At 65.2% G+C, this 13,211-nt stretch carries 13 protein-coding genes; 7 read left to right on the forward strand and 6 right to left on the reverse strand.

What is annotated here, in order from left to right:
- Positions 1-47: 47 nt before the first annotated feature.
- From AC1DQ3_RS06545 to AC1DQ3_RS06555, 3 genes are all read right to left on the reverse strand, one after another.
- The gene (locus AC1DQ3_RS06545) at positions 48-443 is read right to left on the reverse strand and encodes an SgcJ/EcaC family oxidoreductase (protein ID WP_477119366.1); all 396 of its coding nucleotides are present in this window, start codon (positions 441-443) and stop codon (positions 48-50) included.
- Positions 444-740: 297 nt separating this feature from the next.
- On the reverse strand, positions 741-1,892 hold the full coding sequence (locus tag AC1DQ3_RS06550) for a 50S ribosomal protein L11 methyltransferase (RefSeq protein ID WP_477119367.1): 1,152 nt from the start codon (positions 1,890-1,892) through the stop codon (positions 741-743).
- Positions 1,893-2,098: 206 nt separating this feature from the next.
- Positions 2,099-3,040, reverse strand: coding sequence for a CysB family HTH-type transcriptional regulator (locus AC1DQ3_RS06555; protein ID WP_477119368.1), 942 nt, complete (start codon positions 3,038-3,040; stop codon positions 2,099-2,101).
- A gap of 155 nt (positions 3,041-3,195) precedes the next feature.
- Here AC1DQ3_RS06555 and AC1DQ3_RS06560 point away from each other — a divergent pair, with 155 nt between their 5' ends.
- The 7 genes from AC1DQ3_RS06560 (at position 3,196) to cobA (ending at position 10,302) form a co-directional block, all read left to right on the forward strand.
- Positions 3,196-3,969, forward strand: coding sequence for a sulfite exporter TauE/SafE family protein (locus AC1DQ3_RS06560; RefSeq protein ID WP_477119369.1), 774 nt, complete (start codon positions 3,196-3,198; stop codon positions 3,967-3,969).
- A 29-nt stretch (positions 3,970-3,998) separates the two neighbouring features.
- Positions 3,999-5,690 (forward strand): nitrite/sulfite reductase, encoded by a 1,692-nt coding sequence (locus tag AC1DQ3_RS06565; protein WP_477119370.1) that lies wholly within the window; start codon positions 3,999-4,001, stop codon positions 5,688-5,690.
- 17 nt (positions 5,691-5,707) lie between these two features.
- Complete coding sequence (locus tag AC1DQ3_RS06570) at positions 5,708-6,289, forward strand: DUF934 domain-containing protein (protein ID WP_477119371.1); 582 nt, start codon at positions 5,708-5,710, stop codon at positions 6,287-6,289.
- Entirely contained in the window at positions 6,286-7,074 is a 789-nt protein-coding gene (locus AC1DQ3_RS06575; RefSeq protein ID WP_477119372.1) for a phosphoadenylyl-sulfate reductase, read from the forward strand. Before AC1DQ3_RS06570 ends, AC1DQ3_RS06575 begins: the two co-directional genes overlap by 4 nt.
- Positions 7,075-7,085: 11 nt before the next feature.
- Entirely contained in the window at positions 7,086-8,048 is a 963-nt protein-coding gene (gene cysD, locus AC1DQ3_RS06580; protein WP_477119373.1) for a sulfate adenylyltransferase subunit CysD, read from the forward strand.
- A gap of 139 nt (positions 8,049-8,187) precedes the next feature.
- Positions 8,188-9,492 carry a sulfate adenylyltransferase subunit 1 gene (locus AC1DQ3_RS06585; protein ID WP_477119374.1) on the forward strand — a complete coding sequence of 435 codons (1,305 nt, stop codon included), beginning with the start codon at positions 8,188-8,190 and terminating at the stop codon, positions 9,490-9,492.
- 39 nt (positions 9,493-9,531) lie between these two features.
- On the forward strand, positions 9,532-10,302 hold the full coding sequence (gene cobA, locus AC1DQ3_RS06590; RefSeq protein WP_477119375.1) for a uroporphyrinogen-III C-methyltransferase: 771 nt from the start codon (positions 9,532-9,534) through the stop codon (positions 10,300-10,302).
- Positions 10,303-10,405: 103 nt separating this feature from the next.
- Here cobA and AC1DQ3_RS06595 read toward each other — a convergent pair whose 3' ends face one another.
- The 3 genes from AC1DQ3_RS06595 to lptF are packed head-to-tail and all read right to left on the reverse strand — an operon-like array spanning position 10,406 to position 13,096.
- Entirely contained in the window at positions 10,406-10,810 is a 405-nt protein-coding gene (locus AC1DQ3_RS06595; protein ID WP_477119376.1) for a sirohydrochlorin chelatase, read from the reverse strand.
- 10 nt (positions 10,811-10,820) lie between these two features.
- Complete coding sequence (gene lptG, locus AC1DQ3_RS06600; protein WP_477119377.1) at positions 10,821-11,975, reverse strand: LPS export ABC transporter permease LptG; 1,155 nt, start codon at positions 11,973-11,975, stop codon at positions 10,821-10,823.
- Complete coding sequence (gene lptF / locus AC1DQ3_RS06605; protein WP_477119378.1) at positions 11,972-13,096, reverse strand: LPS export ABC transporter permease LptF; 1,125 nt, start codon at positions 13,094-13,096, stop codon at positions 11,972-11,974. The genes lptG and lptF overlap by 4 nt, the downstream gene beginning before the upstream one ends.
- Positions 13,097-13,211 lie beyond the last annotated feature (115 nt).

Consider the following 13,211-nt stretch of genomic DNA (forward strand, 5'->3'; position numbering starts at 1 on the left):
GGTCGGCCTTCCATCAATGTGGGCCGGCGCAGCACCGGCCGGTGCCGTCATGACGACGCGGCCTCGGCCTCCGCCACCAGCAGATTCGCATCCCGCGCAAGCCGCCAACGCCCGTCGGCATCCTTGCGCAGGATGGTCAGCGTATAACCGGAGCGGCGCACGGCGGGGTTGCCGCCAGGCGGCGTTACGGTAAGCCGGATATGGTTGCGCAGATAAGCCCAGTCGCCGAGGACCTGGACTTCCTGGATGTCGCAGGCGCCTTCGATCTGGACGTTGCCTTGAGAGGCCGCCGCGAACGCCTTCTTGCCGAAAGGTGGCTGGCCGGGGACCATGAAGATCACGTCGTCCGTCATCAGGTCCAGGACGGTGGGGATGTCGCCGGCCTTGCTGGCGGCGAACCAGGTGTCGACTAAGTCGCGGATGGCGCGTTCGTCTTGGGTCATGTCGGGTTGCTCCGGTGGGGATAGGCCAGGGCATTGGGCGTTCGCCGCGCCCATCCGGGACGCCGCGAGCGATCTTGCACATTCTAGCCGGCAGAGCACGGAACCTGAGTGCGCGATTCGCCACCAGCTAGTCGAGGCTGCTACCGATTCCACGGTAGTTTGGCTCGCGTGGAATCGCCGGTGCGGGCGTGAGTGCCGGGCGCGCAAGCGCCCCAGGGGGTTTGGGATTTCACTCAACCAAGGCGGCGAGTGCCGCCCGGTTTTGCTACCAACCTATAGCCAGCGATCGACGCCGGCTTACTTGATACCCAACCGCCACAGCGAAGTCACCTCAGCCGCGCGTGCAGCGTGCAGCGGGTCGGTCGTATCCGTAGCCTTCGGATGGTTCGGTTTCACTTCCAGCCGTCCCAGCACCTTCAGCCCGGCTTCATCAATCCAGCCCAGCAACTGTTCCCGCGTACGCAGGCCCAGGTGTTCAGCCAGATCGGACAGCAGCAGCCAGCCTTCGCCCTTGGGTTCCAGGTGATCCGCCAGCCCGGCGATAAAGCCCTTGAGCATCTGGCTGTCCGGGTCGTACACCGCGCGTTCGATCGGCGAGTTCGGGCGGGCCGGCACCCACGGCGGGTTGCACACCACCAGCGGGGCGCGGCCTTCGGGGAAGAGGTCGGCTTCTACCACTTCTACCTGGGCGGCGGCTTTCAGGCGGTGGATGTTGTCGCTGGCGCAGGCGAGTGCGCGCGGGTCCATGTCGGTGGCGATGACGCGCTTGACGCCGCGCTGGGCGAGCAGGGCGGCCAGTACGCCGGTGCCGGTGCCGATGTCGAAGGCCAGGTTGAGGGCGCCGGCGGGTAGCTGGGCCTTGGCGACCAGGTCGATGTATTCGCCGCGTACGGGGGAGAACACGCCGTAGTAGGGGTGGATGCGTTCAGCCAGCGCGGGGATTTCCACGCCTTTTTTACGCCACTCGTGGGCGCCGATCAGGCCGAGCAGTTCGCGCATGGAGGCCACGTAGGGGGCGTCGACCTCGCCGTAGGCTTCGAGGCAGGCTTCGCGCACGTCGGGCGAGCGGCGCAGGGGCACGAGGTGGTCGGCGTCGAAGGGCAGCAGCAGCATGGAGAGCGTGCGGGCGCGCTGGGACTGGGCTTGGCGGTGCAGGTGGAAGGCTTCCGTGGGGGTGGGCCCGGCCTTGGGTACCTTGGAGGCTTTGGCGGCCTTCTTGGGCTTGTCGGCGCGGCGGGCCAGGGCCTGGAGCAGTTGGCGGGCGTTCTGGAAGTCGCCGCGCCAGAGCATGGCGGTGCCTTCGCAGGCGAGGCGGTAGGCGGTGTCGCCGGTGGTGGTGTCGTCAGCGATGACGACGCGCTTGGGCGGGGGCGTGCCGGCTTCGGAGCGCCAGTTCGCGCTGTGCTCTTCGCCGTTTTCGGTCCAGTGGATGGTGGCTTGCTCTGTCATATGGTCTTTCTGGCTGCCTGGGGCGGCCGTGGGTTGTGCTGCGTTGTGCTGATAAGTCTGGCCAACCGGGGTTGGCCATTCAAGGCGATCCGGCCCTGCGGTGCGCCGGTGGCATATCCGGGGCACCCTCGCGGGGCTGGCTTGGCGCGGCTGATGGCTGTCTCTGCTGTCTCTCTATATTCAGCCGCGCAGGATGGGGTGGTGCGTCAGAGTTCGTAGGCTTCGTGATCACCCGACATGGCTTGTTCTACCAGCTTGCGGTTCAGCGTCGGGGAGAACAGCTCAATAAAGGTATACACGAAGCTGCGCAGGTAGGCGCCTTGCTTGACGGCCAGGTGCGTCACATTGGTGCCGAACAGGTGGCCGGCGGGGATGCCGCGCAGGCTGCGGTCGCGCTCGGCGTCAAAGGCTACGCCGGCGACGATGCCGACGCCAAGGCCGATCTCCACATAGGTCTTGATGACGTCGGCGTCGATGGCTTCCAGGATGATGTCGGGCTTGAGGTGGCGCAGATCGAAGGCTTTGTCGATCTTGGGGCGGCCGGCGAAGTTGGGATCATATGTGATGAGTGGGTAACCCATCAGGTCTTCCAGCGCCAGGTGCTTCTTTTCCAGCAGGGGATGGTCGGGGGGCATGATGATCACATGCTGCCATTGGTAGCCGGGCAGTGAGATCAGGTTTTTGTCGGCCGTGATGCCCTCCGTGGCGATCCCGATGTCGGCGTGGTCGTGCAGCACCATGTCGGCGATCTGGGCGGGATTGCCCTGTTGTATGGACAGGCGCACCTTGGGGTAGCGCTTGGTAAATTCCGCGATCACCCGGGGCAGGGCGTAGCGCGCCTGCGTGTGGGTGGTGGCGATGGTGAAGTTGCCCTGGTCCTGGGCGGCGTAGTCCTTGCCCACGCGTTTCAGGCTTTCCACCTCTTGCAGGATCTTTTCCACCGACTCCAGGATGCGGCGGCCGGGCTCCGTCAGGCTGCGGATGCGCTTGCCGTGGCGGGTAAATATATCCACGCCAAGCTCTTCCTCCAGCTCGATGATGGCCTTGGAGACGCCTGGTTGTGATGTATAAAGCGCTTTAGCGGCTTCGGTCAGATTGTAGTTCTGACGTACGGCTTCGCGCACAAAGCGGAACTGATGCAGGTTCATATAACTATGTTCGTATAAACAAACAACTTCTTATTAGTTTGAGATATGAGGCCAGTTTATTACGATTCTCGAACTTTGTTAATGAACCGTCGGAACCTCAGCCTGCCTGCCTCATTTTTAGGCGGCAATAGGGGCTACCGGCCAGGTGAACCCCAATGTCCCTTGCCTATACCGTTTCCGGTCTGCTAGTAGGCGTCCTCGTCGGCCTGACCGGGGTGGGCGGGGGTTCGCTCATGACGCCGCTGTTGACCCTGCTGTTCGGCTTTTCACCGGCCACCGCGGTTGGCACCGACCTGGCGTTCGCCGCGATCACCAAAGGTTTTGGCACGCTGGCGCACCGCGCCCACGGCCATGTGCGGTGGCAGGTGGTGCGCCGCCTGTCCATCGGCAGCCTGCCGGCCGCGGTGGCGGCCATCCTGGTGCTCAAGAGCGCCGGCGAGCTTGACGCGCAGTGGCTGCACGCGATCCGCCTGACCATCGGCGTGTCGGTGATCCTGACGGTATTGTCGCTGCTGTTCCGCAAGCAGATGCTGGCGTGGCTGGCGCGCAATCCGCGCTTCCAGCTCGAAGGCCGCGCACAGGCCATCACCACCGTGGTGGTTGGCGCCGTGCTTGGCGTGCTGGTGACGGTGTCCTCGATCGGCGCCGGCGCCGTGGGCGCCACCCTGATTCTCCTGCTGTATCCCCGCATGAAGCCTGCCGAAGTGGCGGGCACTGATATCGCCTACGCCGTCCCGCTGACGGCGCTTGCCGGCCTGGGCCACGTGTGGCTCGGTACGGTGAACTGGACCCTTTTGCTGGCCTTGCTGGTGGGTTCGATCCCCGGCATCTGGCTGGGCGCGCAACTGTCGCGGGCGCTGCCCGAGCGGCTGGTGCGCGCCGCGTTGGCGACCACGCTGACGCTGGTTGCCATCAAGCTCGTCTCCTGAATTCAACGCATACTGAACGGACCCACACCATGTATCAGTACGACCAATACGACCAACGCATCGTCAACGAACGCGTGGCCCAGTTCCGTGACCAGGTGCGCCGCCGCCTCTCCAACGAGCTGACCGAGGAAGAATTCCTGCCGCTGCGCCTGCAGAACGGCCTGTACCTGCAGCGCCATGCCTACATGCTGCGCGTGGCGATTCCGTACGGCCTGCTGTCGTCCAGGCAGATGCGCATGCTGGCCCATATCGCGCGCGAGTACGACCGCGGCTATGGCCACTTTTCCACCCGCCAGAACATCCAGTACAACTGGATGGATCTGGAGCGCGTGCCCGACGCGCTGGCCGATCTCGCCAGCGTCCAGATGCACGCCATCCAGACATCCGGCAACTGCGTGCGCAATATCACCACCGATCACTTCGCCGGCGTCGCGCCCGATGAATCCGTGGACCCGCGCGTGCTGGCAGAACTGCTGCGCCAGTGGAGCACCTTCCAGCCGGAATTCGCTTTTCTGCCGCGCAAGTTCAAGATCGCCATCTCCGCTTCGGCCGACGACCGTGCCGTGGTGCAGATGCACGATATCGGCGTCTACGCGTACCGCAACGCCGAGGGCGAAACGCGCCTGCGCATCCTGGCCGGCGGCGGCCTGGGCCGCACCCCGATCCTGGGTTCGGTGATCAAGGAAGACCTGCCGTGGCAGCACCTCCTGTCGTACGTGGAATCGGCCATTCGCGTGTACAACCGCTATGGCCGTCGCGACAACAAGTACAAGGCCCGCATCAAGATCCTGGTGAAGGCCATCGGCGCGGAGAAGTTCGCGCAGGAAGTCGAGGAAGAATGGCAGCACAGCAAGGATGGTCCCGCCACCGTCACGCAGGCTGAGTTCGACCGCGTGGCGCAGTACTTCGCGCCGCCCGCCTACGACAAGCTGTCGGATACCGATGCCTCGTATGAGAAGCACCTGCTGGAAGACAAGGCCTTCGCCCGCTGGGTGAGCCGCAGCGTGCATGCGCACAAGGTGCCGGGCTATGCCGCGGTCACGCTGTCGACCAAGCCTGGCATTGTCTCGCCCCCGGGCGACGCTACCGATGCGCAGATCGACCTGGTGGCCGACCTGGCGGACCGCTACGGCTACGGCGAGCTGCGTGTGGCGCACGAACAGAACCTGGTGCTGCCGAACGTGCGCAAGCGCGATCTGTACGACCTGTGGCAAGAAGCCAGGAAGGGCGGCCTGGCTACCGCCAACATCGGCCTGCTGACCGACATCATCGCCTGCCCGGGCGGCGATTTTTGCTCGCTGGCCAATGCCAAGTCGATCCCCATCGCGCAGGCCATCCAGGAGCGCTTCGACGACCTGGACTACGTGCACGATCTGGGCGAGATCTCGCTCAATATCTCGGGCTGCATCAACGCTTGCGGCCACCACCACGTAGGCAATATCGGCGTGCTGGGCGTGGACAAGGACGGCGAGGAGTGGTACCAGGTCACGCTGGGCGGGGCGCAGGGCAACAAGAGCGCCATCGGCAAGGTGATCGGCCCGTCGTTCAAGGCGGAAGAAATGCCGGACGTGGTGTCGCACATCATCGATACCTTTGTGGCCAACCGCCATGACGACGAGCGCTTTATCGACGTGCTGGGCCGTATCGGCATCGCCCCGTTCAAGGATCGCGTCTATGCCCAGGGTAGGACCAGCGGGCAGCGCGAACGCGCTGAAGCCTGAGCACCGGAGATAACGACATGGCAAAGATTATTCAACTGCAACGCGGCGAAGGCGCCACCCCGGTCCCGGTGATCGTTGACGACGCATGGACGGTGCTGCGCGGTGCCGAGGGCCAGGCCCTGACCGACGAGCAGATCGTCGCCGCCGCGCAAGGCAAGGATGCGGTGCTGTTCCCGCTGCGCGCCTGGCTGGCGCACAAGGACGGCGCACTGGCCGGCCGTGCGGCCGGCATCACCGGCATCTGGCTGGCGCCGGAAGACGAACCGGCCGATGCCCAGGCCGCGTTCGCCAGCGTGTCCGTGGTCGCGGTGGATTTCCCCGTGTTCCGCGATGGCCGTGGCTTCTCCACCGCCTACCTGCTGCGTACCCGCTACAACTGGACTGGCGAGCTGCGCGCCATCGGCGACGTGCTGCGCGATCAGCTGAACTTCATGAAGCGCTGCGGCTTCGACACCTTCGCCGTGCGCCCGGACAAGAACATCGAGGACGCCATCAAGGGCTTCACCGAGTTCACCGTGGCCTACCAGGCGTCGGTGGATGAGCCGCTGCCGCTGTTCCGCCGCAACCGCGCCGAAGCGCAGGGCAAGGAAACGGCATGAGCGAGATTGCTATCGTCGAGGAATCGGTCTCTTCGCTGCGTCCCCCGGCGCTGTGGACCGCACCGGAATACACCGGCAGCGTGGCGGATCTCGAGGCCAAGGAGCTTGAGCTGGGCCATCGCCTGGCGGGCATCGCCGGCCGCTTTTTCCGTGCGCGTTTTGCTTCGAGCCTGGCGGCCGAAGACATGGTGGTGACCGATGCGATCCTGCGCAGCTCCGAGCAGGTGCGCGCCGGCATCCGCGTGTTCACGCTGCAGACGGGGCGCCTGCACGCCGAGACGCTGGCGGTGCTGGACGAGGTCAAGGCGCACTACGGCTACGACATCGAGCGCTTCACGCCGGACCCCGAAGCGGTCGCGAACTACCTGAAGAAGCACGGGCTGAACGCGTTCTACGACAGCGTGGACCTGCGCAAGAGCTGCTGCGGCATCCGCAAGGTGGAGCCGCTGAACCGCGCGCTGTCGCACGCCGATGCCTGGCTGACCGGCCAGCGTCGGGAACAGGCGGTGACGCGCTCGGAGCTGCCGTTCGAGGAAATGGATGAAGCGCGCGGCATTCCGAAGTTCAACCCGCTCGCCGACTGGAGCGAGGCCGAGGTGTGGGCTTACCTGAGGCGCCATGACGTGCCGGTCAACGCGCTGCATGCCAAGGGCTACCCCAGCATCGGCTGCGAGCCTTGTACGCGCGCGGTGCGCGCCGGCGAGGATGTGCGCGCCGGACGGTGGTGGTGGGAAAGCAAGGACTCGAAAGAGTGCGGGCTACACGAACAGAACATCAAGCATTGAGGCCAGACGAAATGGGCATCATGAACGAATTGACGGGCGCGCCGGAAGTGGCGCACCTGCTGCAAGTGCAAAACGATCACCTCGACAAGCTCGAGGCGGAATCCATCTACATCATCCGCGAGGTGGTGGCGGAGTGCCGCAACCCGGCCCTGCTGTTCTCGGGCGGCAAGGACTCCATTGTCATGCTGCACCTGGCGCTCAAGGCCTTCCGCCTGGGTGACCGCAAGACCGAACTGCCGTTCCCGCTGGTGCATATCGACACCGGCCACAACTATCCGGAAGTGATCGCCTTCCGCGACCAGCGCGTGGCCGAACTCGGCGCGCGCCTGGTGGTGGGCCATGTGGAAGAATCCATCAAGCGCGGCACCGTGCGCCTGCGCAAGGAAACCGACTCGCGCAATGCCGCGCAGGCCGTGACCCTGCTGGAAACCATCGAGGCGCACAAGTACGACGCGCTGATGGGCGGCGCGCGCCGCGACGAAGAAAAGGCGCGTGCCAAGGAACGCATCTTCTCCTTCCGCGACGAGTTCGGCCAATGGGATCCGAAGGCCCAGCGCCCGGAGCTGTGGAGCCTGTACAACGCCCGCATGGCGGCCGGCGAACAGATGCGCGTGTTCCCGATCTCCAACTGGACCGAGCTGGACGTGTGGCAGTACATCGCCCGTGAAGAACTCGAACTGCCCCCGATCTACTACGCGCACGAGCGCGAAGTGGTGAAGAGGAACGGCCTGCTGGTGCCGGTGACGCCGATCACGCCCAAGCAGGACGGCGACGTGAGCGAAGTGCTCTCCGTGCGTTTCCGTACCGTTGGCGACATCAGCTGCACCTGCCCGGTGGCCAGCACTGCGGCCTCGCCGATCGAGATCATCGCCGAGACGGCCGTGACCGAGATCACCGAGCGCGGCGCCACGCGGATGGACGACCAGACCAGCGAAGCGTCCATGGAACGTCGCAAGAAAGAAGGCTACTTCTAAGCGGACGCACAGGCGGGCACATCGCGTTGTTGCGGGCGTGCTCGTGTACCAATGTACACGTCGCCCTCACGCGCCTGGCGCTGCCTCCCGACCATGCGTCGGAGCGAGCGCCGCGAGAGGGAAGAAGAAAGGATTTGATATGAGCACCCAAGCAACACACCAAGGCCTGCTGCGTTTTATTACCGCAGGTTCGGTCGACGATGGCAAGAGCACGCTGATTGGCCGCCTGCTGTATGACAGCAAGGCTGTGCTGTCCGATCAGCTGACCGCGCTGACCAACGCCAAGAACAAGCGTACCGCCGGCGAGCAGATCGATTTCTCGCTGCTGACCGATGGCCTGGAAGCCGAGCGCGAGCAGGGCATCACCATCGACGTGGCTTACCGCTACTTCTCCACCGCGCGCCGCAAGTTCATCATCGCGGACACGCCGGGACATGAGCAGTACACCCGCAACATGGTGACGGGCGCGTCCACCGCGCACGCCGCCATCGTGCTGGTCGATGCCACCCGCGTGACCGTGACCGACGGCCGTGCCGAGCTGCTGGCGCAGACCAGGCGCCATTCCGCGATCCTCAAGCTGCTGGAGCTGCAACACGTGATCGTGGCCATCAACAAGATGGACCTGGTCGAGTTCAGCGAAGAGCGCTTCAACCAGATCCGCGCGGCCTACACCGAGCTGGCCAGCCAGCTTGGCCTGAAGGACGTGCGCTACGTGCCGGTGTCGGCGCTGCGTGGCGACAACATCGTCAACGCCAGCCAGGCCATGCCGTGGTACCAGGGCGAGCCGCTGCTGCCGCTGCTCGAAGCCCTTCCAGTGGAAGAAGCCGCCTCCGAGGGCGACGATGCGCTGCGTTTCCCGGTGCAACTGGTGATTCGCCAGGACGGCGCCCAAGCCGACGATTTCCGCGGCTACGCCGGCCGGGTCGAGGCAGGCACCGTGCGCGTGGGCCAGAAGCTGCGTGTGCTGCCGGCCAACCGCGATGCCGTGGTGGCCGAGGTGCTGACGCCCAACGGCGTGGCCGATTCCGCCAGCGTTGGCGATACCGTCACGGTGCGCCTGTCCGAAGACGTGGATGTGTCGCGCGGTGATATGTTCGTCGCCGCCGGCGCGGACAGCGTTTCGGCCAAGAAGCTGACCGCCGACCTGTGCTGGTTCGATAACGAATCGCTCAACCCGTCGCGCAAGTACGTGCTCAAGCACACCACGGCCAGCGTGTTCGCCCGCGTCTCGTCGGTGGACCGCGTGCTGGATGTGCATACGCTGTTGCACGAGACCGGCCGCCACGAAATCGGCCTGAACGATATCGGCTCGGTGCAGATCTCGCTGCAAAAGCCCATCGTCTGCGATGCCTACAGCGACAACCCCGCGACCGGCGCTTTCGTGCTGATCGACGAGGCGACCAACCACACTGTGGCAGCAGGTATGATTCGTGCGTTCGCCTAAGGCGAACGAACTGATCAAGCGAACGCGAAGGAGCATGGCATGGGCAAGGTCTACCTGATCGGGGCAGGTCCCGGTGCCGCGGACCTCATTACGGTGCGCGGTGCACGGCTGTTGGGCGAAGCCCAGGTGGTGCTGCACGATGCACTGGTGTCGCCGGAGATGCTCGCATGGTGTCCGCAGGCGCAGCTGATCGAGGTCGGCAAGCGCTGCGGCCAGCGCTCCACCGCGCAGTTGTTCATCAACCGCCAGATCGTCGACCAGGCACGCAAGCATGATCGCGTGGTACGGCTCAAGGGCGGCGACCCCATGCTGTTCGGCCGCGCCGACGAGGAGCTGCAGGCGCTGGAAGAAGCCGGCATCGGGTACGAGATCGTGCCGGGAATCACTGCCGCGCTGGCGGCGGCGTGCGCCATCCGCAAGCCGCTCACCAAGCGCGGCGTATCGCGCAGCGTGGCCTTTGCCACCCAGTCCAAGGCAGCGGACACGATCGACGTGCAGGCCGATGTGAAGGCCGATACGCTGGTGTACTACATGGGCCGCGACCAGGCGGCGTCCATTGCGACGCAGTTGATTGCCCATGGCAAGCCGGCTTGCACGCCTGCCTGGGTGGTCGAGGCCGCGACCTCGGCGCATCAGCGCAGCCGGCAGTTCACGCTGCGGCAGATGGCTGCGGGCGAGGCGGCGGCGTGGATCGATCCGACCCATCCCAGCTTGCTGATGATAGGGGAGGCGCTGGCGTCGCGGGCTAGCGAGACGGTGCCGCAGGATGCCGATGGCGGTGCTTCGTACGACGAAACGCGCGCGGCCTGAGGCTCGGGTGGTCCAAAGAAAAAGCCGGACAACATAGTGTTGTCCGGCTTTTTCTTTTTTCCCCTCCCGCAAGCGGGAGCGGGAGAGGGGACTCGCTCTCGCGTCAGTTTTTGCCGTTGGCGAGCGTTCCCGCGCAATAGGCCGCGATCGCATCCAGCACGCTGTCATCCTCGCCCACAGCCGTGGCGCAACGGATTGCCACTCCCGGATGCTTGCCCCGGCAGTCGTCCAGCAAAGCGGGCAGATCCCGCCGCAAGTGGCCGCCCTGGCCGAAGAACACAGGCACCACATTGATCTCGGCAACCCCGGCAGCCGCCAGCTCTGCCAGTGTATCCGGCAGCGAAGGCGTCATCAGTTCCAGAAAGGCCAGCCGCACCGCGCAATCCGGCAGCACAGCCGTCAGCCTGGCATGCAGGCGGTCAAACGGCTCCCGCCAGCGCGCATCGCGCGCACCATGGCCGAACAGCACAAGCGCCTGGCGGGGTTTGGTGTTGGCGGGCGTGCTCATGTCCGCATCCTCAATGCCGGTCCACCCAGCGCAACGCGCCAAGCGCCACCAGCAGGTACAGCGTGCCGGGAATCAGCGCCGAGACAATCGGCGGCCAGGTATGCAGCAAGCCCACATGCGAGAACAGCGTGTTGGACAGGTGGAACGACAGCCCCAGCATGATGCCGCCGAACACCTTGACGCCCACCGCGCCGGCCCGCGCGTGCAGGTAGGCAAAGGGCAGGGCCAGCGCCACCATGACGAACAGGGTTAGCGGGTAGATCACTTTCTTCCAGAAGGCGATCTCGTAGCGCTGGGTGTCCTGCTTGTTGTCGCGCAGGTGGCGGATATAGCGGAACAGGTCCAGCGTGGACATCCGCTCCGGCTCCACCAGCAGCACGGACAGGATCTGCGGCGTCAGTTCGGAGCGCATGGTCATGTTCGACACGCTTTGCTGCTCGCCACGGAATGCCGGCGCCAGGGCGTCGGCCTTGCCCGGCTCGCCCCTGGGCAATTCCAGGAAACGGGTTTCAGTGACGCCGGTGAGCTGCCAGGACTGGTTGCCCTGGAAGCGGCCTTCGTTGGCCACGCGGATCACGCTGAGCCGGTACTGGTCATCGAACTCGTAGATGGTGACGCCGGTGATGCTCTGGTCGGGGCGCAGGCCGGCCACATTGACGAAGCGCGTGACCTCGTGGCCCTTGGCGGCGTCGCGGTCGCGATCCTTGACCCACACGCCGGAGCGGAAGCCGGCCGATACGGTGGCGCCCAGTGCTTCAAGCTTGACCTTCTGCGCGTATTGTTCGGCCCCGGGGCCGATGAACTCGCCGAAGATAAACGTGACAAGGGCTAGCGGCACCGCCAGTTTGAACAGCGAGAACAGTGCCTGCCGCGTATTCAGGCCGGCCACCCGGAAGATCGTGTACTCGGACTGGCTGGCCAGCTGGGAGAACACATAGATGGCGCTGATCAGCACGGCGATCGGCAGCATCTCATAGATGCGGGTGGGCGCCTGCAGGATGACGTGGAAGAACGCCACCAGCGAGGTGTAGCGCCCGGCCACGCTCTCCAGCTCGCTGAGCATGTCGAAGAACACGAACAGTGCCAGCACCGCAAACAGGATAAAGGCGAAGACGCCGTAGATCAGCCGCCCGAAATAGCGCTCGTAGACCCGCAATACCGTCATGCCTGGCTCCCCGGGTTGCCGCCCTTGCTGGGCAGGCCGAAGACGGCGCGCCAGCCTCCCAGGCTGCGGTTCTGGCGGTAGCGGAACAGCAGCGCCGCCCCCAGCAGGGCAATCAGGTGGAACGGCCACCAGGCCAGGGCGAACGGAATCGAGCCGGAGCGCACCCAGGCCTGCGAAAGGTTGATCACGTTACTGTAGGTCAGGTAGATCAGCACCGCGAAGACCAGCGGCGTGTAACGGCCCAGGCGCGGGTTGACATAGGCTAGCGGGATGGCGATCAGCACGAAGTTGAAGGCCAGCAGCGGCAGCGACAGGCGCCACAGCAACTCACCCAGGTTTTCGTTGGTGCGGTTGCGCAGCAGGTCGATGGTGTCGCGGCTCTTGGTCGGGAGGTCGGCTTCCGACTCGGGGGGCCTGCTGTCCACCTTGACCGCGTACTGGTCGAACTCGATGATGCGGTAGTCGAGCTTGCCGGGCGTGCCGGCATAGCGGCGGCCGTTTTCCATCACCACCATGCGGTCGCCGTTCGGCAGGGTCTGGAACTGGCCCTGGTGGGCCAGCGCCACACCGATCTTGCCGGCTTCCGCGTTGGCGACAAAGACATTGCGCGCGTACTTCATGTCGGCGTCGATGCCTTCGATAAAGAGGACGTAGTTGCCCTTGGCCGGTTCGATAAAGCGGCCGGCGGCGATCATCGACAGCACGCCGCGCTGCTCGAAGCGATCGCGGAACAACGCGGTCTGCTGGTTGGCCCACGGCCAGGCGAACATGCCCAGCAGCAGCGACATGATGATGAAGGGCGCGGCAAACTGCAGCACCGGCTTGACCAGGTCGCGCAGCGAGATGCCGGCCGAGAACCACACCACCATCTCCGAGTCCTTGTACCAGCGCGTGAGCACGATCAGGGTGGAAATAAACAGCGTGGCGGACAGCAGGATCGACAAATAGCCGATGGTGGCCAGGCCAATCAGCATCAGCACGTCGTTGGGGCTGGCCTGGCCGTTGGCGGCCAGGCCGAGGATACGGATGACGAGCGAGGTCAGCATGAAGGTCAGCATGACCAGGAACACCGCGCCGGCGGTGTAGGCAAGCTCGCGACGCAAGGTTTGTTGAAAGATCATGCGGAGTCGGTTCCGGGCTGCCGGCCGGCGCGGGCGATAAAGTGCGCCGGGGGGCTTGCTAGTCAGCATAGCGGACCGGCGGCAGCAAATCGCGGATAATAGGAGCTTTTGTGGT

Source organism: Cupriavidus sp. 01T418 (assembly GCF_056398885.1).

Bases quoted from the DNA above. Each gene is read 5' to 3' on its own strand.
- AC1DQ3_RS06575 (WP_477119372.1), top strand. From the start codon at position 6,286: ATGAGCGAGATTGCTATCGTCGAGGAATCGGTCTCTTCGCTGCGTCCC.
- AC1DQ3_RS06585 (WP_477119374.1), top strand. From the start codon at position 8,188: ATGAGCACCCAAGCAACACACCAAGGCCTGCTGCGTTTTATTACCGCA.
- AC1DQ3_RS06560 (WP_477119369.1), top strand. From the start codon at position 3,196: ATGTCCCTTGCCTATACCGTTTCCGGTCTGCTAGTAGGCGTCCTCGTC.
- lptF (WP_477119378.1), bottom strand. From the start codon at position 13,096: ATGATCTTTCAACAAACCTTGCGTCGCGAGCTTGCCTACACCGCCGGC.
- AC1DQ3_RS06550 (WP_477119367.1), bottom strand. From the start codon at position 1,892: ATGACAGAGCAAGCCACCATCCACTGGACCGAAAACGGCGAAGAGCAC.
- AC1DQ3_RS06545 (WP_477119366.1), bottom strand. From the start codon at position 443: ATGACCCAAGACGAACGCGCCATCCGCGACTTAGTCGACACCTGGTTC.
- cysD (WP_477119373.1), top strand. From the start codon at position 7,086: ATGGGCATCATGAACGAATTGACGGGCGCGCCGGAAGTGGCGCACCTG.
- AC1DQ3_RS06570 (WP_477119371.1), top strand. From the start codon at position 5,708: ATGGCAAAGATTATTCAACTGCAACGCGGCGAAGGCGCCACCCCGGTC.
- AC1DQ3_RS06595 (WP_477119376.1), bottom strand. From the start codon at position 10,810: ATGAGCACGCCCGCCAACACCAAACCCCGCCAGGCGCTTGTGCTGTTC.
- cobA (WP_477119375.1), top strand. From the start codon at position 9,532: ATGGGCAAGGTCTACCTGATCGGGGCAGGTCCCGGTGCCGCGGACCTC.
- AC1DQ3_RS06555 (WP_477119368.1), bottom strand. From the start codon at position 3,040: ATGAACCTGCATCAGTTCCGCTTTGTGCGCGAAGCCGTACGTCAGAAC.
- AC1DQ3_RS06565 (WP_477119370.1), top strand. From the start codon at position 3,999: ATGTATCAGTACGACCAATACGACCAACGCATCGTCAACGAACGCGTG.
- lptG (WP_477119377.1), bottom strand. From the start codon at position 11,975: ATGACGGTATTGCGGGTCTACGAGCGCTATTTCGGGCGGCTGATCTAC.